Origin of the sequence: Nocardia seriolae NBRC 15557 (genome assembly GCF_007990715.1) — a bacterium.
GTDB classification, from domain to species: Bacteria; Actinomycetota; Actinomycetes; order Mycobacteriales; family Mycobacteriaceae; genus Nocardia; species Nocardia seriolae.
This window is the reverse complement of sequence record NZ_BJWY01000008.1, coordinates 87,301-110,369: the sequence shown is the minus strand read 5'-3', so window position 1 is coordinate 110,369 and position 23,069 is coordinate 87,301. Positions and strand designations below refer to the sequence as shown.

Below are 23,069 nucleotides of genomic sequence, written 5' to 3'. Positions count from 1 at the left end.
TCGGCGAACGCCACCGCACGCTGTTCCGGCTCACCACGACCACCGCGCAGAAACGCGGGCCCCCGCGCCACGCGCTCGGGAGTGTTGCTGCTGGTACTCGCGGTGACTCTGACCGCCTTCGGCGTCGGTTGCAGCGACAGCGGGGAGCGCACGGTCGAATCCGACGGCGCCGAACCGGTGGGCATCAACAAAGAGGTCACCATGCCCATCGAGGCCATGACCACCACGGTCGTGGACCCGGGCGCGGAACCCCGCTCACCGCTGCGGCGCACGCTCGAACCGGGCACCACCCAGCAGGTCACGCTGAGCACCGAGCATCACATCGAACAGCAGATCAACAACCAGGCGCTGCGCGATATCTCCCCGCCCTCGGTGACCATTCCGCTCACCGCGCAGGCGGGCAACGACGGAGTCGCGCTGACCGTCGGCAATGTCACCTCACCGGATCCCAACCTGGCGAAGGCGCTGCTGCACGCGGACGGGTCGCAGGTCGGGTTCGACGTGAACGAGCAGGGCGCGATCACGGCGCTCAAGCTGGCGCCCAAGCCAGCCACCTCCGATACCGCGCGCGCCGCGCTGGAGCAGTCGTTCTATCAGGCGGTGTACCAGTCCATCGCGTTCCCGGAAGAGCCGGTCGGCGTGGGCGCGGTATGGACGGTGCGGCAACAGGTTTCCGGCAGCGTCCCGCTGGAGCAGGTGACCACGGCCACCCTCACCGCCCGCGACGGCAATCAGCTCACCATCGAGCTGAATGTGACGCAGACGCCGAAATCGACCGTCTGGCACCTGCCCAACGAGGCCGGGCAGCTGGAGATCGTCGACTACCTCATGCACGGCACCGGCACCATCGGGGTGGATCTGGGCCTGCCGCTACCGGTTTCGGGCACCGTCGAGGTGGGCGGCAATCAGACCTACCGCGATCCGCGCAGTTCGGTGACGCTGCGCCAGACCCTGCGCACGGAGGTGCAGTGGGGAGCCTGACGCGGCTGACGATGCTGGCCGGTGCGCTGGCGCTGACGGTGACCGCCTGCGGGAACAAGGATTCCGCGCCGCCGCTGCCGAGCCTGGGGCCGACCGTGCAGCCCTCGCAGGCGCCCGGTGGTGCGACGGCTCTGGATCAGTGCACGCTGCGATCCGATCTGCTGGACGTGTCGCAAATGCCCGCGGGGTTCACCGCGCTCGACGATCCGCCGCCGGGCAGCAGCGGCGGCGCGGGCGCCAAGACGGATCCGGCGCCGTGCGCGAAGATCTTGGCGACCATCGCCACCCAGGCTCCGGGCTCGGCCGCGCAGGCCGCGGCGCAGTTCGCCGGGCAGAATTTCGCCAGCGTGGACATCGATGCCGCGTCCTATGCGAACGGCGGGGCGGTGCAGGCGTTTTCGACCGTGCAATCGCTTTTGCAGGGGTGCACGAAATATTCCGGTCGTGATGCCGACAACACCAAAGTCGAATTCCGGCTGGGCGGTTTGAATCAGCCGCAGGCCGGGGACGGGTCGACGGCATTTCAGGTGCGCACGACCAGTGACGGGCTCACGCTCTATACGGATGTGAGCATTGTTCTGGTCGGATCCACGGTCGTGCAGATCGCGCTGTCCGATTCCAAGGAACCGGATCCGCAGCAGCTCAGCGCCATGACCGCAGCCCAGGTGCGCAAGCTGCGCGGGGCTGCGGGTCCGTAGGCTCGGAAATTTCCGGCGCTCCGGGGGATTCGCGTGATCATCGAATTGTTCACGCGAATCTTGTCGGTACCCGGGAATAGGCTCGGGGGCGTCCGACGACAACCTCGATCGGAGGTTTCCGATGTCCGATGTCAAACCCATTCCCGACGGTTACCCGACCGTCAGCCCGGCCCTCGCCTGTAGCGGTGCCGCGCAGGCGATCGATTTCTACAAGCACGTGTTCGGAGCCGACGAGCGTTTCCGGATGCCGGGACCGGACGGCAAGATCGCGCATTGCGAAATGCAGTTCGGCACTTCGGTGATCATGCTCGGTGATCCGGCCCCGTCCATGGGATTCCTGGATCCCAAGACGGTCGGCGGCACGCCGGTCAACCTGTACATCTATGTCGACGACGTGGACGGCGCGCACGCCGCCGCACTCGCGGCCGGGGCGCAGGAGCTGCAGCCGCCGGAGAATCAGTTCTACGGTGACCGCACCTCGGCCATCGAGGATCCGTGGGGGCACCGCTGGACCCTCGCCCTGCACGTCGAGGACGTGAGCCCGGAGGAGTTGCAGCAGCGGATGGCCGGAATGCAGGGCTGAGCGCCCGGATTCACCTTCCGGCACAACGCACTCCGCACCCGTTTCGACGTGGAAACGGGTGCGGAACGCCGTGGGGCCGGGTCATTTCCGGCCCGTGATCGCTACTGCCAGCCGGTGACGTTGATCGGTCCGGGAGTCCAGCGGCCCGAACGGGTTTCGGTGGTCACGACCGGCTTCGCGGTCTGGGCGGACTTGTCGATCCGATCCAGCACCTGCAGCTCGCCCCAATCCCGGCGCGGGTCGTTCGCCAGGAACGTGGCCAGGGTGACCGGGCGCAACAGCATCGAACTCCAGCCCAGCGCGCCACCGCCGTCGTGGCTCTGCCACAGCGTGGTCATGGCCGCGCCGCCCCGATCCGGCAGGATGCGGTAGTCCGGGACCTCGGCGATGCCGTCGAGGTGGTCGAACGGGCGCTGGCACGGGAACTGCAGGCCCACTTCCCAATCCAGCAGCACCGGCTTGTCACGGCCGATGAAGTCCTGCAGCGTGACGGTCTGCGGAATGCGCGGCGGGGTGAGCGCCACCCACTGCTTGGGATCGCCGTCGCGATCCTCGGCGATCACGCGAATCGCGGTGGCCTGCGCCGGAATCTGGTTCAGCGGCACCCGCAGGTTGCGCCAGGTCGGCGCGGGGCCGATATCGATCGGCGTGACGCGGCCCTGCGGTTCGACCGCGCCGTTCGCGCCCGGCACCCCGTATTCGATCTCGACCTGCTGGCCGGGCGTCACGATCCCGTCCGTGTCCACCGAGCGGATGCGCCCGGCCGCCGCCATCGCGATGATGCCGGAGCTGTCGCGCTGCGTCGGCAGCGCGTACCAGCCGGTGGTCAGGGTCGAGACGGCCTCGGTGCTGTTGTAGCTGCCGAGCACCGGGGTGTTCGCGTCCAGCCCGAAAGGCAGTGGCGCGGTGGTGGTTCCGTCGACGGTGGTGCGGGATCGGCCGCTCACCGCGGTGCCCACATTGCCGCCGGTGTCGACATCGTCATCGGTGCGCAGGTCGGTGGCGACGCCCTTCGGGGTGAAGCCGACCGCGTCCGCGGTGAAGGTGCCCAGCGCGTCGCCGTCGACCGGCTTCAGCATGCCCTTGTTCGGGTTCTGTTCCACCAGGACGTCATTGGCCAGGCCGCACGGCTTGCCCAGCACCGCATCGATATTCGAGCGGGCCAGCGAGTAGGCGGGATACTGCGCGATCGCGCCCTTGGCGAGCGAGGCCACCTCGAACAGCACCATGAACGCGGCCGCCACGGTCAGCGGCGGAATGGCGACGAAACGCCAGCCCAGCTTCGAGATCCGGTGCGGCCCGGCCGGTTGCGGTGCCCGCACATGGAACCATCCGGCCAGGCCGAGCATCAGCACGGTGAGCCCGAGGAAGATCTTCGAGACCTCGAACCCGGCGATCACCGGCGACTTGTCGTTCCAGGAGATCGCCCAGTTGGAGACGTACCAGTAGCCGTTCCAGCTGGCGAACGACAGCGCCAGGGCGAAGGCGATGACGGCCCCGAACAGCGCGCGGTTGCGCGGCGAGCGCAGCACCCGCGGGCCCACCGCCACCGCGGCCAGCACCGCGATGACACCGGCGATTCCGGCGTAGATGCCGTTGTGGTGGGTCCACTTGGTGGGCGTGAACATCATCAGCAGGATGATGCCGACGCCGGTGCCCAGCACCCGCTTCACCGGTCCGGGCGCGGTGAACGGTATCCGGCCGCCCTTGCGCAGCAACACGAATGCCGAGACCAGCAGGCCGATCCAGAAGGCCAGCATGCCGAAGCGGCGCGCCAGCGAACCGTCGATGGTGGGCATGAAAAGGTACTGGTAGCGAATGTATTCCGCGTCCCAGTGCACGTCCGGGCCGACCGCGGTGTGCACCCGGCTCATCTCGAACATCGAGGCCAGCGGCTGATCGCAGAACATGATCACCAGCACCACCGCACCGGCCGCGGCCAGCGGAGCCGAGAGCGACAGGTAGGAACCGAAGCGGGCCTTCAGGATCGCGAGCGCGCTCGCGTCCGCAGCGGTCGGCTTGCCCAGTTCCGTCGCGCGCCGGTTGAGGATCCGCCAGATCGGGCGGATACCGGCCAGCAGCGGGGCGAAGCAGATGATGCCCGAGGGGCCGACGGTACAGCTGAAGGCGCCGATCATGATGGCGATCCCGTAGGGCAACAGTCGCCCGGTCGCGATCGCGCGCTCCACCGAGACCCAGGTGAGCAGCACACCCAGCGCCACCAGCGGTTCCGGGCGCAGACCGTTGTTGTACGGGAGCCAGACGGCCAGGAAGCCCAGCGCGCCGGTCCACACCGCGACGCGGTCGTGGCGGATGCGCGCGCCCAGGCGGGGAATCACTTCGCGGCTGATGACCAGCCAGATCACGATGCCCGCGAGCAGGGCGGGTAGTCGCATCCACACGCTGGCCGGGCTGATCTGCGCCATGTGGCCGATGAGGTCGTAATACGGTGTGCCGACCGGGGTTTCGGGGACGCCGAAGTAGCCGAAGTAGTTGGCCATATAACCGGCGTGGATGGAGGCGCGGCCCATGCCGTACTGGTAGCCGTCATCGGAGGTGGTCGCGCCGATGAAATGCCACAGCACCAGGGTGCCCAGCACGACCGCGTCGACCGGTTTGAAGGTCCACCAGTGCCGCGGCAGGAAGCGGCGGCTGCGGCGGCCGTCGAGGCGGTCCAGGCGATACAGCGCGAACAGGGCGACCAGGGTGGCGGTGATCGCGGTCCAGATGGCGATGCGCTTGACCGTGCTCGGCGTGGAGGTGAAGCGGCTGTCCACCTGCGCGGTTACCTTGGCTCCGTCGGAGACGGTCAGATCGCTGTAGATGCCGACCAGCTGCGGGCGGTAGTCACCGTTCAGGGTGACCGGGGCGACCGTGGAACCGCTGAGCGTGGCCGTGGTGGCGGTCATATCCGAGTGGATGGTGAGAGCGCAGCCCGCCGGGAGCTGATCGGTGGGGATACTCACCAGCGTCTTGTGGTGGGTGATCGCCTCCAGCTTGCCCGGCGTGGTCACGCCGTCGGTGGTGGAAGCCGCGGTGACCCGGGCCACGAACCCGTAGCGCTCGAGATCCGGCGCACCGTTGGGGGCGGTGGCGGCGAGCGTGCCGCCCTTCGAACCCAGCTGTGTCACAGCCGAACAGGGAATGGTGGCGTCGAAGGCCAAGGGCGCGTAGGACACCAGCGGAGCTTCGATACTCTGCGTCGAATTGCCTTGCGGCCAACTCAGAGTCGTGTTGTCGACCTCGACGGGCAGCAACGGCACCGCCACCGCACTGAGAACGGCGAGCAATCCGGCGATCAGAGCGAGCGGCCGGGCCCATCCCCCTCGAATCCGTCTCTCGGGTTCAGCACCAGCACTCCCGGCGGAATCCTGCCCCGCCTTCTCCAACACGTCGGTCACGACCGCAGATCCTAAGCGGAACCCACCTCCCCCCGCTCCCCCTACCGAACCCCCTCCTTCCACCCCCACCCCCCAAACCCCGCCCCACTTCCTGTGTGCCAGCTCACATTTCCGCCACCCTTCGCCCCGGCCGCCGCGCACCCTCACACGGCGGCCTCCATCCCCATCAATCAGCCCCCTCCGGTGAACGCCCGTGCCCGCCCGGCACCGGCCCCGCCCGATGCCCTTGCCCGGGGTGGTGCCCACTACCTTGCCCCGCTCCGTGGCCACCGCCCGGCGGCTGCGGCGGGTGCGGCCGGGGCGGATCCTCGGGTTCCCACACGCTGTCCGGCGGCGGCGCGGGCGCGCTGTACTCCGGAATAGGCGGAATCGAGAAGAACCGCGGCGTATACGGAATCACCGACGACGTATCCGGCACATCATCATCCTCACCGTGCGGCGGCAACCGCCATGCCAGCCGGGGATCCACGGCTCCAGCGGGTTGCGGTGTGGGCTTGGGGCCTTCGGCTTCCGTCGGCTGTTTCGTGGGGGCCGATTCCTCGCCGTGCGCCGGGCCCGGGCCGGACTCACCCGCGTATTTCTCGGTGAACTGCCCGAAGTCGTCGATGAGCCGCCCGTATTCACCATCCAACTCGGACAGGCGGCGCAATCCGGCCTCCAGCCCAGCCCGCCGCAATTGCTCGGGACTCATCCCGTCGGGATCGACGCCCAGCGAACGCACCTGCTCCCGAGCCGAATCCAGCGCCGCCTCGACCCCGGACTCGCGCCCAACCGCAACGGGTTGAGCGGACTGCTCGGTTGGGTTGGCGTGCTGCGGTTCCCGCGCCGGAACCGGAGCACTGCCGTCGCCACCTGATGCGGCCACGCGCGGCTCGGCGGCGGGGCCAGCCGCCCGCGCACCCGACTCCGCCGCAGGATTTCCGGCCCGCGAGTTCGGCTCTGCCGCAGCTGGATTCCCCGCCCGCGAGTTCCGCTCCGGCGCGGCCGGGCTGCCGGCCCGCGTATTGGTCTCGGACACAGCGGGCGCACCGCCGCGCGAGTTCGATTCCGGCGTGGAAGAGGTGCTTGCGCGCGGACCGGACTCGGCGGTGGGTGTTGTTCCGCCGCGCGTGGCGGTTTCCGGGGCGGGTGGGGCGGCTGCGCGCGAATTCGGTTCGATGGTGGTCGAACTCGCGCCGTGCGAGGTCGGTTCCGGGGACGGCGGAGATGCGGTGCGCGAGCCGGGGTCGCCGGACAGATTGGTCAGGGGGCGGGTCGGTTCCGTGGGGAATGTGCTCGAGGTCGGGTGGGGCTGCGTGGCGGGATCGCCGCTGGGTGCCGAGGCGGCTTGGGGGCGCGGGGTTCCCGCGGGGTCCGGCACGGTCGCCGGGTGGGAAGTGGTCGCCGGGTCCGGGTGGGGAGCCGGGGCGCCGCCGTCGCCGCCCGCGGGGGCGTGGATGCGTGCGCCGGCGGGGGCTTCGAAGCTGGTGGGGTGGAGGACGCCGGGGGTGGGGAGGCGGAAGCCCTTGGTGGCGCCGGTGAGGACGCCGTAGGCGGTGGAGCTGGTGAGGATGCGGGGGTCCCAGGTCCAGCCGTCGGTGGTGCCTTGGGTGAGGAGGGTGGGGAGGCCGCCTGCGCCCCAGGAGGCGAGGCCGCCGGCTATGCCTGAGCCGGTGCCGACGAGGGCGCCGCGGACGGCGTTGCCGAAGGGGTTGCCCGCGAAGGGGAGGTGGGTGGCGGCCTTGCCGAGGAGTTCGGCGGTGGGGCCGCCGACCGCGCCCGCGGCGGCCGCGGTGAGGGCGGTCATGCCGACGCGCTCCCAGTCCATGCCCTTGCGGTGGCCCTCGGCGATTTGCAGGCCCTGGATGGCCAGGTCCTGGCCCGCGCCCAGAACCGTGCTCATGGCAACGTGTTTCGCGAGGAAGCGGGCCAGTGCGGCGATGCCGAGTTTCCCGGCGTAGCGGGCGATCGCGGAGACCGCGCGCTCGCCCAGGATTCGGACGGCGATGCGGGTGGCCACCGTGGCCGCGGCCTCCTCGGCGGGAGCGGTGGGCGGGAACAGCCAGGCCAGCGCGATCTCGACGGCGAGCATGGCCAGGGCTGACAGCATCATGATCTTCGTGTATTCGATCTCGGTGCCCAGCCCGTCGGCCGCCTCGGCGACCTGATCGAGGATGTCGGCCAGCGCCTCGATGGACTGCGGGCCGGAATCGAGCTTGTCGAGCGCCGCGACCATGGCGTCGAGCCCGTCACCCCACGGGTAGGCCGCGACCGTGGCCTTCTTGGCGGCCTCCAGTTCGGGGAGCAGATCACGCAATTGGCGTGCGGCGGCACCCCAGTCGGCGGCGATGCCCCACATCGCGTCCTCGTCGCCCTGCGGCCACGCCGAACCGGCGACCCAGCCCAGCCACTGCAGTTCGCCCGGAATATCGATGGACAAGAGCGGTCTACCGGAACCGGCGGGCGTTGCCGTGGTTCATCCGCTCCAGGGTGTCCGCGGCCTCGCGCTGCCCGCTGGCATGCGAACCCAATGTCGTTGCCATATTGCGGATTCCGTCGCGCAGATTGGCGTGCGCCGCGACGTACCCCTGGTCGCCGTCGGCGAAGGTGCTGCCGTAACTGTCCTCGCCCCAGGCCGCGCCCGCGGCGGACAGCGCACCCTCCAGGGTGGCGAGGATGCGGTTGACGCGGTCTTCGAGGTCCTGCATCTGTCCTGCTGCACCGCGCAATCGACTCGGCGTCGCACCCACTCTCGTTGCCACTGAAGACCTTTCGTCATCGGACGGAAGGTCGACGATGCCAACGGGTGAGCCTCGGGCAACAGCCGCGCGGCCTCGAATTAACGCCGCCCTGACGGATCCCGCCGCGTTCTTGACGAAAACCCGTGCCGGGCAATGCCCGATCCGGCACCGGCGTGCTGGGCACCGGACCGGGCACGTCGCACTAGCTGCAGGCCGGGGAGGTCTGGTTGGCCAGCGACAGCGCGTTGCAGATCCATTCCTTCTGGACCTTCCACTTGCCGTCCTCGGCCACGAACGGCACCACGGCCTTCTGCGGCTGGCCGCCGTTCACCGAGATGTCGGCATCGGCGGTGATGGTGCCGTTGCCCAGATCGGTCACATTGGTGACGGTGATGGTGGCGTTGTTCTGCTTGTAGGCGTCGGCCAACCGGCTGGGCAGGCTCGGGTCGGCCTGGACGCCCTGCATCATGTCCAGCTTCTGCGCGTCCGGCACGCTCGGATCCAGCGCCGTCTGCAGTTGGGCGTTCAGATCAGCGGCGCTCGGGACCGGCGGGTAGCTGGTCTGAGCGGCCGTGGTCTTGGAGGTCGTGGTCTTGGTGGGCTTGCTGTCCTTGTCACCGCTCCCACACGCCGAGAGCCCGAGTACGGTCACCACAGCCAGCGCGGCGACCGCGATGCGTCCAGTCTTCTGAAGCTTCAACTGCTCGTCCTTTGCGTTCGAGTAGGTCCGTTCGACGACTCGCGAGACTACCAACGCGGGGTCACGGAAACGGCCATCGTCCGCGATGACGCGGCATTTTCAGTCCGAATCCTCATAATTCGCGCAAATATGCCTTACCCGCATCACCGCAGGCTGTCGAGCGGGTCCCCGCGCCGCAGATCCGGATCCTCGGCGGCGAAGGTGCGCGCCGGACCCGGTCCGGTCGAACGGGTTTCGAACCTGACGGTCACCACGCCGTGCCCCGCGCCCTGCACCCAGCCGTGCCCGAATTCGGGGTGTTCGACATCGAGCCCGGGATACCAGATTCCGACCGCATAGGAGCGAGTTGCGGGCGGCACCACCGGATCCGGGCTCTCCGGTAGCGCGAGAGCGGGTTCCTCCGACACCGCGCCGCCCGGGTCGACGGTCTGGTCGAGTTCGGGGAACAGCGATTCCTGGCGGATCTCCGACAACCCGGCAAAACCCACGCCCACCAGGCGAATCGGCCCGATCTCGGCCGGATCCAGCGCGGAGCGCTGAGCCGCGGCGGTCAGCGTGGTGAGATCCTCGGTGGCATACGGCAGCGTGGACGAGCGGGTCACGATGCTCATATCGGTCTTCTTGAGCTTGAGCACCACCGTGCGCGCGGCCCGCCCGTCGGCGGTCAGCCGCCGGTGCGCCGAGACCGCCATGGCGTCGATGGCGGGCCGCAACTGGGCGAGGTTGAGAATGTCGGTCTCATAGGTGGTTTCGGCACTGATCTGCTTGGCCTCGGCCCGCTCGGCCACCGGCCGGTCGTCGATGCCGCGCGCCAGCCGGTGCAGCGCCACCCCGATACTGCCGCCCAGGATCGAGGACGCCTCGGTCTCGGGCAGCGCGGCCAGCGCCCCCACCGTCTCGATTCCCAGTGAGCGCAAACGGCTTTCGGCGACCGGCCCGATTCCCCAGAGTTTGCGGACCGGCAGCGCGGACAGGAACCGGTCCTGCTCGGCGGCCGAAATCACCCGTACCCCATCGGGTTTGGCCAGCCCGGAGGCGATCTTGGCGAGCTGCTTGCCGCTGCCCGCCCCGACCGAGGCCACCAGCCCGGTGCGCTCCCGCACCGCCGCCCGCAACTCCTCACAGAACTCGGCCACCCGCGCCGGTGTCGCGCCCGCCAGTTCCGCCGGTTCCCCGAACGCCTCGTCGAACGACAGCGTCTCCAGCACCGGGATCCGCGACCGCAGGGTGTCGAACACCTGCCCGCTGAGCTCGCCGTATACCGCCCCACGCGGCGGAATCACCACCGCGGACATCCCGACCAGCCGCCGCGCCTGATGCATGGGCATGGCCGAACGCGCCCCGAACACCCGCGCCTCGTAGCTGGCCCCCGCCACCACCCCGCGCCCGCCCATGCCGCCCACCAGCACCGGCCGCCCACGCAGCGTCGGCCGGGTGAGCTGCTCGACCGAAGCGAAGAAGGCGTCCATGTCTATGTGCAGCACCCACCGACGCTGTCCCGAAACTCGGGCCCGGCTGTCGGTTTGCCGTGAATCCGCTGCCGGTGTGCCCAATCCCACGCCCCGCCTCGCCAACCCCGAACCACCGCCCCCACCAGGCACAATGTCCCGGTTGGCGGCAGCGGCGGAGGTGTTCACAACGGGAAATTTACGCCCGGCTACCGACAGGTACGTGCCGTGGCGTGTGTGATGATCGAGCCATGACGATTCGCAAGGCCGTGATTCCCGCCGCCGGCATCGGCTCACGGCTGCTGCCGTTGACCAAGGCGATCCCCAAGGAAATGCTCCCGGTGGGCGACAAGCCGGTCATCGAACACACCGTCCGCGAACTCGTGGCCTCGGGCGTCACCGACATCACCATCGTGGTCAGCGGTGGAAAGTCCTTGATCCAGGACCACTTCCGCCCCAACCCGGCCCTGGTCGCACAGCTGCGCGCCGACGGCAAGGCGGCCTACGCCGACGCCGTCGAGGAGGTCGGCGAACTCAGCCGCGCCGGCCACATCACCTACCTGGACCAGCACGGCCCCTACGGCAATGGCACGCCCGTGCTGAACGCCGCCCGCCACCTGGGCGACGAGCCCATGCTGGTGCTGTGGCCCGACGACGTCTTCGTCGCCGAGGTGCCGCGCGCCCAGCAGCTGGTCGACGCCTACGAGAAGACCGGCGCGCCGGTGCTGGCGCTCATGCCGATGAATCCGTCCGAATCGCAGCGCTACGGCGTGCCGGTCGTGGAGGAGACCGTGGGCGAGGGCCTGATGCGGATCAGCGGCCTCAAGGAGAAGCCCAAGCCCGCCGACGCGCCGTCGTCGTTCGCGGCCATCGGCGGCTACGTGGTGACCCCCGGCATCATCGCCGAACTGCGCAGGCAGGTCGACGAGTGGTACACCCACCGCACCGGCGAGGTCTACCTGACCGATGCGATCAATATCTTCGCCGCCGCGAACCCGGTGTACGGCCAGGTGATTCGCGGCCGCTGGTACGACACCGGCAATCCCGCCGACTATCTGACCGCCCAATTCGCCTCGGCGCTGGCGCATCCGGAGTACGGTCCGCTGTTGCGGCAACTCGTCACCGAGCAGCCGTGACCCGCTGACAAGTCACAACCTTCGAGGTCGGCGCATCGATCGGCACACAAGTGCCTTGCGCCACAAGCACGCCAGACCCAATCTTGTCGAAACCCGAAACATGGGGGCGCTTTTCGGCGATCATGCATTCGGGTCGGGCACCTCTGGATCGAAGGTCGGTTTTGCTAGACGGATTGGGCACCCGGGCGGCACTGCTCGCGGCGGCAAGTTGTTCCCTTGTCACTACGTTCACGATGGCCGTGACCCCCGCACCGGCCGACGCGGCCCCACCCGATCCGATCACCAGCACCGCGACGCTGGCCGACACCCCGGTCTCCGACGACGGATCCACCATCAAGTCCTACGAGATCCACGACTCCCGCAATCTGACGCTGCACGTGCATTCGGCGGCCATGGACAGCGATGTCACCGTCGAGGTGCAGCGCCCCGCCGACACCTCCGTGCCCCGCCCGGTGCTGTACCTGCTCAATGGCGCCGGGGGCGGCCAGGATACGGCCACCTGGAAGCGCAATACCGACTCCACGGAGTTCTTCGAGGACAAGAACGTGAACGTGGTGATGCCGATCGGCGGCGCGTTCACCTACTACACCGACTGGCGCACACCGGATCCCAGGCTGGGCCTGCCGCGCTGGAAGACCTTCCTCACCGACGAGCTGCCCCCGCTCATCGATGCGGCCCTGGATACCAACGGTATTCACGCCATCGCGGGCATGTCCATGTCGGGCACCTCGGTGCTGCAATTGCCGATCGCCGCGCCCGGGCTGTACACCGCGGTGGCCGCCTACAGCGGCTGCGCACAGATCAGCGACCCGATCGGACAGAAGTTCGCCGACCTGGTGATCTCCATCGGCGGCGGCAATCCGGTGAACATGTACGGCCCCAGCGACGATCCGCAGTGGGCCGAGAACGATCCCTACGTGCACGCCGAGGCCCTGCGCGGGCTGGGCCTCTACGTCTCCAACGGCAGCGGCCTGCCCGGACGCCACGACAATATCTCCGATGTGCGCAGTCTCGGCCCCGCGGACGGCGGTCTGCCGCAACAGATCCTGGTCGGCGGCATCCTGGAGGCGGCCAGCGACTGGTGCGCCCGCAACCTCAAGGTGCGCCTGCAACAGCTGGAGATTCCGGCCACCTGCGATATCGCCAAGCCCGGCACCCACTCCTGGGGCTACTGGCAGGACGCCCTGCGCTCCTCGTGGCCGGTACTCGCCAAGGGCCTGAACCTCCCCGAAAACCCCTGAGCCCCGGGCTCGTTCAGCACCGGCTCTCACTCGTCCGCGGCGTTGTAGCGCACCAGATATTCGGCCAGCCGCTCGACGTCGCCGTCGTCCCAGTCCCGGAACCGTTCGGTGAAGGCGTCCGCGCGCGAGCGGGCGGCGGCGCGGGCCACGCGCCGGCCCTCGGGCGTCGCGCGCAGGATCAGATTGCGCCGCTTGGCCGGGTCCACCTCGCGCGCCAGATACCCGTCCCGCTCCAGCGCGGCCACCTGGCGGCTGACCGTGGACTTGTCCAGGTGGAAGTGCCCGGCCAGATCGGCGGCCAGGCAGCCGTCCCGCTCGATGACCAGGTCCAGCACGCTCGACGCCACCAGCGACAGTTCCGGGTGCAGTTCACCGGCCCGCCCGCGGGCGCGGCGGGCGAAGGCGGTGAGCTCGCGCTGTATGACCTCGATCGCATCGGCACGGCCGGGGAATGCCGGATCTCCACTCATGGTTGTAGACTACAACCTCGCTTGGTTGTATTTACCAACTATTGGAGAAGAATCCCATGGCCTCCCACCAGATCCGGCATGTCGCCCTGCACCTGCTGACCCCGCTGCTCATGTGCCTCGGCATGGGCCTGGCCTACCTGGGCGCGTTCCACCAGCCCGAGCCCAATCACCTCGCGGTGGCCATCGTCGGCGACAGCCCGCAGGTCAAGGTGCTGGCCCAGACCATGAAGGACAAGGGCGGCAATGCCCTCGACGTGATCACCGTGCCCACCCGCGACGACGCGGTCGGCCAGCTGCGGCACCGGGATCTCGCGGGGGCGTACGTGCCCGACCCACAGAAGCCCGAATTATTGGTCGCCAAGGCCGGATCCGACACCACGGCGATGGCCGCCGAGGCCGTCTTCGGACAGGTCGCGGCCGTGCAGAACACGCCGATGACCATCACCGACGTGACCACCCCCAGCTCCGGCGACCCCACCGCGCAGGGCATCTTCTTCCTGCTGGTCACGCTGAGCATCGGCTCCTACGGCAGCGTGGCCGCCATCGGCGCGGCGGGCGCGGGCCTGCCGATGTGGATTCGCGGCCTGTTCGGCCTGGTCACCTCGCTGCTGGTGAGCCTGATCGGACTGGCGTTGTCGAGTCCGGTCTTCCACGTGGTCGACCATGACGCGGGCGCGGTCTGGGCCATGTCCTGGCTGTACTCGGCGGGCATCCTGGCCATCGGCATCGGCCTGCACACCTTCCTGGCGCGCTGGACCACCCTGGCCATGATGGTGCTGTTCGTCATGCTGAACTTCACCAGCTCCGGCGGCGTCTACAGCCCGTGGCTGCAGAACGATTTCTTCGGGACGCTGCACGACTTCTGGAACGGCGCGGGCTTCGTCGAGGGCGCGCGCAGCCTGCTGTACTTCGACAGCGCGGTTCGGCGGCCGCATCGCGAGCCTGGTGCTCTGGTTCGCCGCGGGCCTGGCGCTCATGGCCGTGGCGGCGCTGACCGAGAAGCGCCGGGCCGCAGCCGAACTCGGGCCGCGCCACGCCGCGACCGCGGAGGCCACGGAACCGGCAGAGGAGGAGATGGAGGAGTCCGTCGGCGTCTGACGGGCTACCGAATACCCAACTGCGACAGGGCGGTCCGGATACCCACCCGGACCGTCTCGTTGTCTCCCACTCCCCCGCTGATGGCTACGCCGTCGCGAGTCATCAGCAACACCCGCGACGCGTCGTCGACATCGGAGTATCCGGCGGCGCGCAGCCGGTCGGCCATGAGCTCCCGGAACCACCCGCGGTAGTCGTCGACCACCTTGCGCACGGCATGGTCGGGGTTCGGAAACTCCACGGCCGCGTTGAGGAACGGGCACCCCCGGAACCCCGGCCCGCAGCTGAGCTCGCCCAGGCGGTCGAAAATCCCCACGATGGAGTCGGCGCCCGACCCGGGAATGGCCTCCAGAATCTCGCGCTGCCGGGCGTATTCACGCACCAGATACGCGACGACCAGGTCCTCCTTGGTCCTGAAGTGCCGATAGAAAGTGGCCTTGGCGATCCCGGCCTCGGCGATGATGCGGTCGATGCCGACGGTGTGGATGCCCTCGGCGTAGAACAGCCGAGTCGCGGTGTCCAGCAGGCGATCACGGGCCTCACTCATGGCTGCTCTCCTTCCCCTGATCGGATCTTCGGTGTTGACGATAGCAGACAGACCTGTCTACTCTGGGTCGCGTCTGAACAGACAAGTCTGTCTAGGGAGATTCGAAATGGCTGAGCTCTTCACCTCGTCCGCTACCTCCGTCGGCCGCGAGGGCCGCTCGGTCAGCTCCGACGGTTACCTCGACCTGAAGCTGGCCCAGCCCAAGGAGGCCGGCGGCAGCGGTGACGGCACCAACCCCGAGCAGCTGTTCGCGGTGGGCTACTCGGCCTGCTTCGCCGGCGCGCTGCAGGTCGTGGCCCGCAACCAGGGCATCGCCCTCGGCGACGCCTCGGTGACCGCCGCTGTCAGCCTGAACAAGGACGAGGAGACCGGCTTCGGCATCTCCGTCGTGCTGCGCGTCGAGCTGCCCGAGGAACTGCAGAACGAGAAGGGCCGCGAGCTCGTCGAGGCCGCCCACCAGGTGTGCCCGTACTCCAAGGCCACCCGCGGCAACATCCCCGCGGAACTCGTTGTCGAGTAAGCGGATTCAGAAGAAGCGGCGAATGGCGTAGACGTCGAACCGACTCAGCGGAGTCAGCCCGACGGGCACACCCCAGTCGTACGCGTTCAACACATTGCCGCCTCCCGCGTAGATGCCTTCATGGGAGGCGTCATCGTTGAGAATGACCACATCACCGGGTTGCAGTGCGCCGAACGGCACTTCGAGCCCGGCCTCGGCCTGCTGCCACGTGGTGCGCGGCAGATCGATGCCGACACCGCGGAAGGCCCACTGCACCAACCCCGAGCAGTCCCAGGCATCCGGCCCCGTCCCGCCCCACTCATAGGGCTTGCCGGTCTGCGTCCCCGCCAGCGCCAGCGCGGCCATGGCCCGCGGACTGGCGATCGGCAATTGCGCCGAGCCGCTGGCGCTTCCGGAGAACGAACCGGTGCCGCTGCCGGAGGAGGACCCGGACGCGGAGCCGGTGTCCGCGTGGGCCATCCCCGCCCACAGCGCACCAATAGCAATCATTAAAGCGGTTGTCGAACCAAAGATTCTGAGCCTGCCTAGCATGCTTCGAGCCATGTGCGCGCCCCTTCATCGGCGATACCGCGGGAACTGCTGCATCAAAAGATCATTTGCTAGCCAATAGCCGTTGTATCGCACGCGCAACACACGTCACAAGAGAACCACCACCCGCGTGTCTCGAGACCCGCATCACCCGAATCCGGAAAACCCCCGGTCGGGCTATTCGGCCGCGCGCTGGTCGAGCACCTCACGCAGGGCCGCCACGCCATTGATCGACGCCGGGAAGCCCGCGTACGCGGCGATCTGGATCAGCGCCTCGGCGATCTCGGTCTGCGTGACGCCGACATTCCGCGCGGCGTCGATATGGAAGCGCAGCTGCGGCGCGGCCGTGCCGAGCGCGGCCAGGGCGGCGATGGTGACGAGCTGACGCTGCTGGATCGTGAGTCCGGGCCGGGAGTAGATGTCGCCGTAGCCGAATTCGACGACGTAGCGGCCGAGGTCCGGGGCGATGTCGGCCAGCCGGTCGACCACCGCGCGGCCGCCCGGGCCGCTGATCTCGTCGAGGACGGCGAGGCCGCGTTCGAAGCGGTCGGCGGTGGTGTCGAGGGAAGTCATTGCGTCTCTTTCTGTTTCGTCGCGGATGGCGGGTCAGCGGTGCAGGCGCAGGGTCAGGTGGTGGTTGGCCTTCATCAGCATGGGGACGAGGAGGTAGGCCGTGGCGGGCACCACGACCGCGGTGAGGACCAGGGTGCGGGCCATCAGCGGCAGGCCGGTCATCAGCGGGCCGAGCAGGGCCAGAGCGAGGGTGATGGTCGGGTACACGGCCAGCCAGGTGATGACGGCGCGCCGGTGCACCGACGGAACCGCCACGGGGGCGGCGACATTCGCGGTAACGGCGGGGGTGGTGGTGAGGGTGGTCATTGTTCGCTCCTAGCGACCGTGTTCCCAATTCGGCGAGACGGTCCGTCTCGTCTCATGAATGTAAGTTATGCGCCCGGCGATCACTTGTCAAGACGAGACGTTCCGTCTCGTTTGGGGGTATCATCGACGCATGCCACCGCCCCCGAATCCCGAACTGCGCAGCGCCAAGTCCCATCAGGCGATCCTGGACGCCACCTTCGAGCTCGCGGTGAGCAAGGGCTACGGCAAGCTCTCCATCGAGGCCATCGCGGCCAAGGCCGGGGTGGGCAAGCAGACCATCTACCGGTGGTGGCCCTCCAAGGGCGCGATCGCGCTGGAGGCCATCAATGACCAGATCGGTTCGGCCACCGACTTTCCCGACACCGGGGATATCGCCGCCGATTTGAAAGCCCAGGTCACCGGGCTATCGCGGATGTTTGCGGGCGATGTCGGCTGCGTCTACCGCGGCGTCATCGCCGAGGCCCAGCACGACCCGAAGCTCATGCAGATGATCCGCGACACCTTCGTCGAGCCGCGCGCGACCGCCGGAGCCCGCCGCCTCGAGAAGGCCATCGCGGCCGGGCAGATTCGCGACGATCTGACGCCGCTGGTGATGACGAACATGCTCTACGGACCGGTCTACCTGAGGTTCCTGCTGGGCGCGGGCGATGTCCTCGACGCTCCGAGCCTGGTGGATTCCATCCTCGACGGGCTGCGCCCGCGCCCCTGACCGGGCAAAAGAAAAGGGGCGGACCCGATTCGGTTCCGCCCCCGCCACTTCGACAAGGCTGCAAACCTTCTCGCTCCGTGCCCCGCTGCTCCAGCAGCGGGGCACGGGAATCGAAAGAGATTCGACTATGCCTTGACGATCGAGACCTTCACGCCACCGACGATCTCGGCGGACTCCGCGCCCGCCGCACCGAAAGTCAGTGCGGTGGCGAGGATCTCGCCCGCGATCAGGTCGCGGTGCGTCTCGGCCCAGCCCAGCCGCTCGGCCGGGACCTCGAGGACCACGGTGATGCGGTCGGAGACGTCCAGGCCCAGGGACTTGCGGGTCTCCTGGAGGTCGCGGATGAGGTCGCGGGCCCAGCCCTCGGCCTCGAGCTCCTCGGTGACCACCGAATTCAGCACCACCAGACCGGCATTGCCGGGCAGGGCGGCGGTGGACTCGGGCTCGGCGGCGACCAGGCGCTGGGTGTACTCCTCGGGCAGCAGCGCGATTCCGGCGGCGGTGACGGTGCCGTCGGCGGCCTCGCGCCACTCCCCCGCCTTGACGGCCTTGATCACCGTCTGTACGTCCTTGCCGATGCGCGGACCCGCCGCACGCGCGTTCACCACCAGCTCGAAGCGGCCGTGGGAGGCCACATCGGTGGTGAGGTCGACGCGCTTGACGTTCACCTCGTCGGCGATCAGATCCACGAAGGGCCGCAGGCTCTCCGCGTCGGCGGCGGCCACGGTGACCTCCGAAAGCGGCAGGCGCACCCGCAGATTCTGGGCCTTGCGCAGGCTCAGCACCGTGGAGCAGACCGTGCGCACCTCGTCCATGGCCGACACCAGCGCGGCGTCGTGCGGCAGCTCGTCGGCCTTCGGCCAGTCGGTCAGGTGCACCGACCGCTCACCGGTGAGGCCGCGGTAGATGACCTCGGACAGCAGCGGCAGCAGCGGCGCGGCCAGCCGGGTGGTCACCTCGAGCACCGTGTGGAGGGTGTCGATGGCGTCGCGGTCCTCTTCCCAGAAGCGCGAACGCGACCGGCGCACATACCAATTGGTGAGCGCGTCGGCGAAGGTGCGCAGCTCGTCGCAGGCGGTGGCGATGTCGTAGACCTCGAGCGCGTCGGTCATGACGTCGCGGGTCTGCGCGAGCTTGGCCAGGATGTACTGGTCCAGCACGTTCTTCGAGTCGGTGCGCCAGGTGCCCGGCTCGGTGGCGTAGAGCTGCAGGAAGGTCCACGCGTTCCACAGCGGGCGCAGCGCCTGGCCGACACCCTCGCGGATGCCGCGCTCGGTGACGATGAGGTTGCCGCCGCGCAGCACCGGGGACGCCATCAGGAACCAGCGCATGGCGTCGGAGCCGTCGCGGTCGAAGACCTCGTTGACGTCCGGGTAGTTGCCCTTGGACTTGGACATCTTGAGGCCGTCGTCGCCGAGCACGATGCCGTGCGCCACAACGGACTTGAACGCCGGGCGGTCGAACAGCGCGGTCGAGAGCACGTGCAGGTTGTAGAACCAGCCGCGGGTCTGGCCGTTGTACTCGACGATGAAATCGCCGGGGCTGTGCGGCGCGGCGACGGCGGTGCCGTCAGTCGACTCCGTCGAGGTGCCCTCGAACCACTCCTTGTTCTCGAAGGGGTAGTGCACCTGCGCGTACGGCATGGACCCGGACTCGAACCAGCAGTCGAGCACCTCGGGCGTGCGCCGCATCATCGACTTCCCGGTCGGGTCATCGGGATTCGGCCGCACCAGCTCGTCGATCATGGGCCGGTGCAGGTCGTCCGGGCGCACGCCGAAGTCACGCTCGAGCGCGTCCAGGGAGCCGTACACGTCCACGCGCGGGTAGGCCGGATCGTCGGAGACCCACACCGGGATGGGCGCGCCCCAGTACCGGTTGCGGCTGATGTTCCAGTCGCGCGCGTTCTCCAGCCACTTGCCGAACTGGCCGTCGCGGATGTGCTCGGGGACCCAGGTGATCTCCTTGTTGAGCTCCACCATGCGGTCGCGGAACTTGGTGACCGCCACGAACCAGGACGGCACGGCCATGTAGATCAGCGGCTGGCCCGAACGCCACGAGTGCGGGTAGGAGTGCTCGATGGTCTCGTGCCGCAGCAACTTTCCGGCGGCCTTGAGGTCCTTGATGATGACCGGGTTGGCGTCGAAGACCATGAGGCCCTCGTAAGGCGGCACCATGGAGGTGAACTTGCCGCCCGCGTCGAGGGGCGGCACGATGTCGATCCCGTTGGCGGAGGCGACATCCATGTCCTCCTCACCGAAGGCGGGCGCGAGATGCACGATGCCGGTGCCGGAGTCGGTGGTCACGTAGTCGGCGTTGAGCACGCGGTGCGCGCGCGGGTGGCCCAGGAAGAAGTCGAACGGCGGCAGGTAGTGCAGGCCCTCGAGGGCCGCGCCCGAATGCTCGGACAGCACGGTCGGCTCTTCGCCGAACTCGCGCGTGTAGTGCGAGACCCGCTCGGCGGCAAGCACGTACCGCTTGCCGTCCTTGCCCTCGACGTGGGCGTAGGTCACGTCCGGGTGCACGGCGATGGCGAGGTTGGACGGCAGGGTCCAGGGCGTGGTGGTCCAGATCAGGGCGTTCGCACCGTTCAGGGCGTACAGCGGGTGGTCGGCCGGAACCTGGAGTACCATGTCCACGGTGACGGCCGGATCCTGGCGCATCCGGTAGGAGTCGTCCAGGCGCGCCTCCTGGTTGGACAGCGGCGTCTGCTCGTACCAGCTGTAGGGCAGCACCCGGAAGCCCTGATAGATCAGGCCCTTGTCGTACAGCGACTTGAACGCCCACATGACCGATTCCATGAAGTCGAGGTCGAGGGTTTTGTAGTCGTTGTCGAAGTCAACCCAGCGCGCCTGGCGTGTCACATAGTTACGCCACTCGTTGGTGTAGCGGAGCACCGAGGATTTGCACGCGGCATTGAATTCCCCGAGCCCCATGGCATCGATCTGTGATTTTTCCGTGATACCGAGCTGCTTCTCGGCTTCGATTTCCGCGGGCAGCCCGTGAGTATCCCAACCGAATCGTCGTTCCACCTTCTTCCCGCGCATGGTTTGGAATCGCGGGATCAAATCCTTGACGTATCCGGTCAGCAGATGGCCGTAGTGCGGCAACCCATTGGCGAAGGGCGGGCCGTCGTAGAAGACGAATTCCTCTGCATCGGAACGGTTCTCGATGCTGGCGCGGAAGGTGTCGTCGGCGGCCCAGTAGTCGAGGACCCGCTGCTCCAGCTCAGGGAAGGACACCTGACCGCTGGTCCGGCTCAGGTCGACCCGGGGGTATGCGTTTCGGGTGGTGGTCTCGTCCGCCATCGCGGCCTCTCAGCTCCTCGTGCCAGCACTGTGGGCACGGGGACGATGGCGACGCCAGGTGCGTCGTAACCGCGGTACCACCCCGCTTGCCCGACCCGTGGATCACGAAAACCCTTGCAGGACCGAGCCTCTCGTTGCGAGCTGTGACGGGCTCACCCGTTCGGTTCTACTGAGCGAGCCATGCCCATGCTGCCGAAGGCACGCTCGCCGTTCTTCCGAAGACTCCCCGGTGATGGCCGGATCGACGCCGTATTGCTGTCTACATACTAGCGGGGCGGGTCCAGCGGTTATTCCGCCGACCCGCCCCAGCACGTCTGGCTAGTGCTTCGCGTGTCTGCCACCCGGGTGCGACGAGGCTTCCTCGTCGTTCTCGGTCCGCAGCGACAACGCACTGACGAGCAGCAGCACCGCGCCGATCACGCACACGATGATGCAGCCCCATGCCCAGATCACCGAACCGGTGGTCAGTGCGGTCACCAGCAGGCCGAAACCCACGGCGGCGAGCGCGAGCGTCACCACGAGCAAGTACACCACCCCCTCGCTGGGCTTCGATGGCGGGCGCCATCGGAGGACTCGAAAGGTTGGCGACGACGCCGCACCGTCCCGGGATTCACCCGGCCCGGTACAACATCGCTGGCCGTATTAGCGACTCTACTTGCCGCCCTTGAGAAGTGCGCCGTTGCCCGACGCGTCGGCACCGAACTCGCCGCCGTCGACCGGGACCGCCGAACCACGGTTCTCCAGCTCCTCCAGCTGCGACTCCAGGTAGGACTTCAGGCGCACGCGGTATTCGCGCTCGAAGGTCTTGAGCTGCTCGATGCGGCTCTCCAGCACGCTGCGCTGCTGGGTGATGGTGGCCATGATCTCGGTGTGCTTGCGCTCGGCGTCGGCCTGCAGGGCGTCGGCCTTCTCCTTGGCCTGGCGCAGCTGGGAATCCGAGCGGGTCTGCGCGTCGGACAGCATGGCCTCGGCCTTCTGGCGGGCGTCGGCGATCATGGCTTCGGAGCGGGTCCGCGCATCGCTGACCAGGCGCTCCGAATTGGCTCTGGCGTTGGCCAGCAGCTGCTCGGCCTCGGTCTTGGCATCGGAGGTGAGGCGGTCGGCCATCTCCTGGGCCAGCGAAAGCACCTTGGCGGCCTGCAGATTCGCGTCCGCGGAGGGGGCGTCCTGCTTGACGGGGGCCACGGGGGCCGGGGCCGGCATCGGGGCCGGGGGCACGGGCGGAGCGGCCTTGATGGGCTCCGGCGCGACCGGCGCCTTCACGGTCTGGACCGCGGGGCCCCGATTCTTCTTGGCGTCAGCCAGTTCCGCGTCCAACTCGGCAACGCGCTGGCGAAGATCTGCGTTCTCCTCGATGAGGCGTGAGAGCTCCTGCTCGACGAGGTCGAGGAAGGCATCGACTTCGTCCTCGTTGTATCCGCGCTTCCCGATCGGCGGTTTGCTGAACGCGACGTTATGAACATCGGCGGGGGTCAGCGGCATGGAACGATCCCTTCACGCTTCGTATGGAGATCTAGCGGTAGATCTGGGCAAGCTTTCTTTCGGCCCATTCTGTCACACCTGAGCTATCGACTGCCCTGCCTGGCCCGTGATCGTCATCAAGATGAACACGATGAAAAGCAGGACCATAATGGACAGATCGAGCCGAATTCCCCCAAGATTCACTGGGGGTATCAAACGCCTCAGAAGTTTCACCGGGGGGTCGGTGACCGTGAAGATCACCTCCAGGATGACCACGACGAAGCCCCTCGGCCGCCAGTCGCGCGCGAAGCTGCGGATGAACTCGACGATGATTCGGCTGATCAGCAGCAGCCAGAAGAGGAACAGCAGCAGGTTCAGCACGGGGAACAGGGCCACCCGACCACTCTGCCTCAGAAACCATGATCGGCAAAATAGAAACACTGATCGCCCCGGTCACAGCTGGACCGTTGCCGCATGACCGCGTGCCGACCCCGCCGACACAGACTGTGGCACCCGAATACCCGGCAAGTCGGGCACAAGACTCCCCCGCGATTCCCCCGCGACTTTGTCGCAACCCCCGTAGACGCAACGCAATTCGTTGCCGCCGTTAAGCTTTGGCGCGAACGCCGACTCCCGGCCGCCGCCGC

21 protein-coding genes are annotated in these 23,069 nt (G+C 68.3%); 7 read left to right on the top strand and 14 right to left on the bottom strand.

Annotation, left to right across the window (positions count from 1 at the left end):
- Window positions 1-81: 81 nt before the first annotated feature.
- The 3 genes from NS2_RS04525 (at window position 82) to NS2_RS04515 (ending at window position 2,262) form a co-directional block, all read left to right on the top strand.
- Window positions 82-981 carry a hypothetical protein gene (locus NS2_RS04525; protein WP_036545661.1) on the top strand — a complete coding sequence of 300 codons (900 nt, stop codon included), beginning with the start codon at window positions 82-84 and terminating at the stop codon, window positions 979-981.
- On the top strand, window positions 969-1,679 hold the full coding sequence (locus NS2_RS04520; protein ID WP_052085989.1) for a hypothetical protein: 711 nt from the start codon (window positions 969-971) through the stop codon (window positions 1,677-1,679). The genes NS2_RS04525 and NS2_RS04520 overlap by 13 nt, the downstream gene beginning before the upstream one ends.
- 121 nt (window positions 1,680-1,800) lie before the next feature.
- Window positions 1,801-2,262, top strand: a complete 462-nt coding sequence (locus NS2_RS04515; RefSeq protein WP_033085780.1) for a VOC family protein — start codon at window positions 1,801-1,803, stop codon at window positions 2,260-2,262.
- A gap of 101 nt (window positions 2,263-2,363) precedes the next feature.
- On the opposite strand, the gene NS2_RS04510 is transcribed toward NS2_RS04515, so the two are convergent.
- The 5 genes from NS2_RS04510 to NS2_RS04490 form a co-directional block, all read right to left on the bottom strand.
- Complete coding sequence (locus NS2_RS04510) at window positions 2,364-5,663, bottom strand: arabinosyltransferase domain-containing protein (RefSeq protein WP_261772261.1); 3,300 nt, start codon at window positions 5,661-5,663, stop codon at window positions 2,364-2,366.
- A gap of 166 nt (window positions 5,664-5,829) precedes the next feature.
- Window positions 5,830-8,082, bottom strand: coding sequence for a WXG100-like domain-containing protein (locus NS2_RS04505; RefSeq protein WP_033085782.1), 2,253 nt, complete (start codon window positions 8,080-8,082; stop codon window positions 5,830-5,832).
- 7 nt (window positions 8,083-8,089) lie between these two features.
- On the bottom strand, window positions 8,090-8,350 hold the full coding sequence (locus tag NS2_RS04500; RefSeq protein ID WP_147207079.1) for a hypothetical protein: 261 nt from the start codon (window positions 8,348-8,350) through the stop codon (window positions 8,090-8,092).
- A gap of 235 nt (window positions 8,351-8,585) precedes the next feature.
- Entirely contained in the window at window positions 8,586-9,083 is a 498-nt protein-coding gene (locus NS2_RS04495; RefSeq protein ID WP_033085784.1) for a WKL family lipoprotein, read from the bottom strand.
- A 143-nt stretch (window positions 9,084-9,226) separates the two neighbouring features.
- Window positions 9,227-10,552 (bottom strand): DNA polymerase IV, encoded by a 1,326-nt coding sequence (locus NS2_RS04490; protein ID WP_081985642.1) that lies wholly within the window; start codon window positions 10,550-10,552, stop codon window positions 9,227-9,229.
- Window positions 10,553-10,782: 230 nt separating this feature from the next.
- Here NS2_RS04490 and NS2_RS04485 point away from each other — a divergent pair, with 230 nt between their 5' ends.
- Window positions 10,783-11,667 (top strand): UTP--glucose-1-phosphate uridylyltransferase, encoded by an 885-nt coding sequence (locus NS2_RS04485; RefSeq protein ID WP_033085786.1) that lies wholly within the window; start codon window positions 10,783-10,785, stop codon window positions 11,665-11,667.
- 233 nt (window positions 11,668-11,900) lie between these two features.
- Entirely contained in the window at window positions 11,901-12,908 is a 1,008-nt protein-coding gene (locus NS2_RS04480; RefSeq protein WP_033085787.1) for an alpha/beta hydrolase, read from the top strand.
- A 26-nt stretch (window positions 12,909-12,934) separates the two neighbouring features.
- Here the strand turns inward: NS2_RS04480 and NS2_RS04475 are convergent, their stop codons facing one another.
- Window positions 12,935-13,378: a MarR family winged helix-turn-helix transcriptional regulator gene (locus NS2_RS04475; RefSeq protein ID WP_033085788.1), complete on the bottom strand. Its 444-nt coding sequence runs from the start codon at window positions 13,376-13,378 to the stop codon at window positions 12,935-12,937.
- Window positions 13,379-14,480: 1,102 nt separating this feature from the next.
- A complete protein-coding gene (locus tag NS2_RS04465; protein WP_033085789.1) occupies window positions 14,481-15,020 on the bottom strand; it encodes a TetR/AcrR family transcriptional regulator in 540 nt (179 codons plus the stop codon).
- A 106-nt stretch (window positions 15,021-15,126) separates the two neighbouring features.
- On the opposite strand from NS2_RS04465, the gene NS2_RS04460 reads away from it, so the two are divergent.
- Window positions 15,127-15,540, top strand: a complete 414-nt coding sequence (locus NS2_RS04460; protein ID WP_033085790.1) for an organic hydroperoxide resistance protein — start codon at window positions 15,127-15,129, stop codon at window positions 15,538-15,540.
- A gap of 6 nt (window positions 15,541-15,546) precedes the next feature.
- Here NS2_RS04460 and NS2_RS04455 read toward each other — a convergent pair whose 3' ends face one another.
- The 3 genes from NS2_RS04455 to NS2_RS04445 form a co-directional block, all read right to left on the bottom strand.
- Window positions 15,547-16,029 carry an NlpC/P60 family protein gene (locus tag NS2_RS04455; RefSeq protein WP_228102719.1) on the bottom strand — a complete coding sequence of 161 codons (483 nt, stop codon included), beginning with the start codon at window positions 16,027-16,029 and terminating at the stop codon, window positions 15,547-15,549.
- Between the two features lie 216 nt (window positions 16,030-16,245).
- Window positions 16,246-16,641, bottom strand: coding sequence for a carboxymuconolactone decarboxylase family protein (locus NS2_RS04450; RefSeq protein ID WP_033085792.1), 396 nt, complete (start codon window positions 16,639-16,641; stop codon window positions 16,246-16,248).
- A 33-nt stretch (window positions 16,642-16,674) separates the two neighbouring features.
- Window positions 16,675-16,947 (bottom strand): putative antibiotic biosynthesis monooxygenase, encoded by a 273-nt coding sequence (locus NS2_RS04445; RefSeq protein WP_033085793.1) that lies wholly within the window; start codon window positions 16,945-16,947, stop codon window positions 16,675-16,677.
- Window positions 16,948-17,077: 130 nt separating this feature from the next.
- On the opposite strand from NS2_RS04445, the gene NS2_RS04440 reads away from it, so the two are divergent.
- Window positions 17,078-17,656: a TetR/AcrR family transcriptional regulator gene (locus NS2_RS04440; RefSeq protein WP_033085794.1), complete on the top strand. Its 579-nt coding sequence runs from the start codon at window positions 17,078-17,080 to the stop codon at window positions 17,654-17,656.
- Between the two features lie 125 nt (window positions 17,657-17,781).
- Here the strand turns inward: NS2_RS04440 and ileS are convergent, their stop codons facing one another.
- The 4 genes from ileS to NS2_RS04415 all read right to left on the bottom strand — a co-directional run bounded on the left by ileS (window position 17,782) and on the right by NS2_RS04415 (window position 22,818).
- On the bottom strand, window positions 17,782-20,961 hold the full coding sequence (gene ileS / locus NS2_RS04435) for an isoleucine--tRNA ligase (protein ID WP_147207078.1): 3,180 nt from the start codon (window positions 20,959-20,961) through the stop codon (window positions 17,782-17,784).
- 318 nt (window positions 20,962-21,279) lie between these two features.
- Window positions 21,280-21,486, bottom strand: a complete 207-nt coding sequence (locus NS2_RS04425) for a hypothetical protein (protein ID WP_033085857.1) — start codon at window positions 21,484-21,486, stop codon at window positions 21,280-21,282.
- 126 nt (window positions 21,487-21,612) lie between these two features.
- Window positions 21,613-22,443 carry a DivIVA-like cell division protein Wag31 gene (gene wag31 / locus NS2_RS04420; protein WP_033085796.1) on the bottom strand — a complete coding sequence of 277 codons (831 nt, stop codon included), beginning with the start codon at window positions 22,441-22,443 and terminating at the stop codon, window positions 21,613-21,615.
- A 72-nt stretch (window positions 22,444-22,515) separates the two neighbouring features.
- Window positions 22,516-22,818, bottom strand: a complete 303-nt coding sequence (locus NS2_RS04415) for a YggT family protein (protein WP_033085797.1) — start codon at window positions 22,816-22,818, stop codon at window positions 22,516-22,518.
- Between the last annotated feature and the right edge of the window lie 251 nt (window positions 22,819-23,069).

Bases quoted from the DNA above. Each gene is read 5' to 3' on its own strand.
- NS2_RS04455 (WP_228102719.1), bottom strand. From the start codon at position 16,029: ATGATTGCTATTGGTGCGCTGTGGGCGGGGATGGCCCACGCGGACACC.
- NS2_RS04515 (WP_033085780.1), top strand. From the start codon at position 1,801: ATGTCCGATGTCAAACCCATTCCCGACGGTTACCCGACCGTCAGCCCG.
- NS2_RS04465 (WP_033085789.1), bottom strand. From the start codon at position 15,020: ATGAGTGAGGCCCGTGATCGCCTGCTGGACACCGCGACTCGGCTGTTC.
- NS2_RS04480 (WP_033085787.1), top strand. From the start codon at position 11,901: ATGGCCGTGACCCCCGCACCGGCCGACGCGGCCCCACCCGATCCGATC.
- NS2_RS04490 (WP_081985642.1), bottom strand. From the start codon at position 10,552: ATGGACGCCTTCTTCGCTTCGGTCGAGCAGCTCACCCGGCCGACGCTG.
- NS2_RS04450 (WP_033085792.1), bottom strand. From the start codon at position 16,641: ATGACTTCCCTCGACACCACCGCCGACCGCTTCGAACGCGGCCTCGCC.
- NS2_RS04445 (WP_033085793.1), bottom strand. From the start codon at position 16,947: ATGACCACCCTCACCACCACCCCCGCCGTTACCGCGAATGTCGCCGCC.
- NS2_RS04440 (WP_033085794.1), top strand. From the start codon at position 17,078: ATGCCACCGCCCCCGAATCCCGAACTGCGCAGCGCCAAGTCCCATCAG.
- wag31 (WP_033085796.1), bottom strand. From the start codon at position 22,443: ATGCCGCTGACCCCCGCCGATGTTCATAACGTCGCGTTCAGCAAACCG.
- NS2_RS04460 (WP_033085790.1), top strand. From the start codon at position 15,127: ATGGCTGAGCTCTTCACCTCGTCCGCTACCTCCGTCGGCCGCGAGGGC.
- NS2_RS04500 (WP_147207079.1), bottom strand. From the start codon at position 8,350: ATGCAGGACCTCGAAGACCGCGTCAACCGCATCCTCGCCACCCTGGAG.
- ileS (WP_147207078.1), bottom strand. From the start codon at position 20,961: ATGGCGGACGAGACCACCACCCGAAACGCATACCCCCGGGTCGACCTG.
- NS2_RS04475 (WP_033085788.1), bottom strand. From the start codon at position 13,378: ATGAGTGGAGATCCGGCATTCCCCGGCCGTGCCGATGCGATCGAGGTC.
- NS2_RS04485 (WP_033085786.1), top strand. From the start codon at position 10,783: ATGACGATTCGCAAGGCCGTGATTCCCGCCGCCGGCATCGGCTCACGG.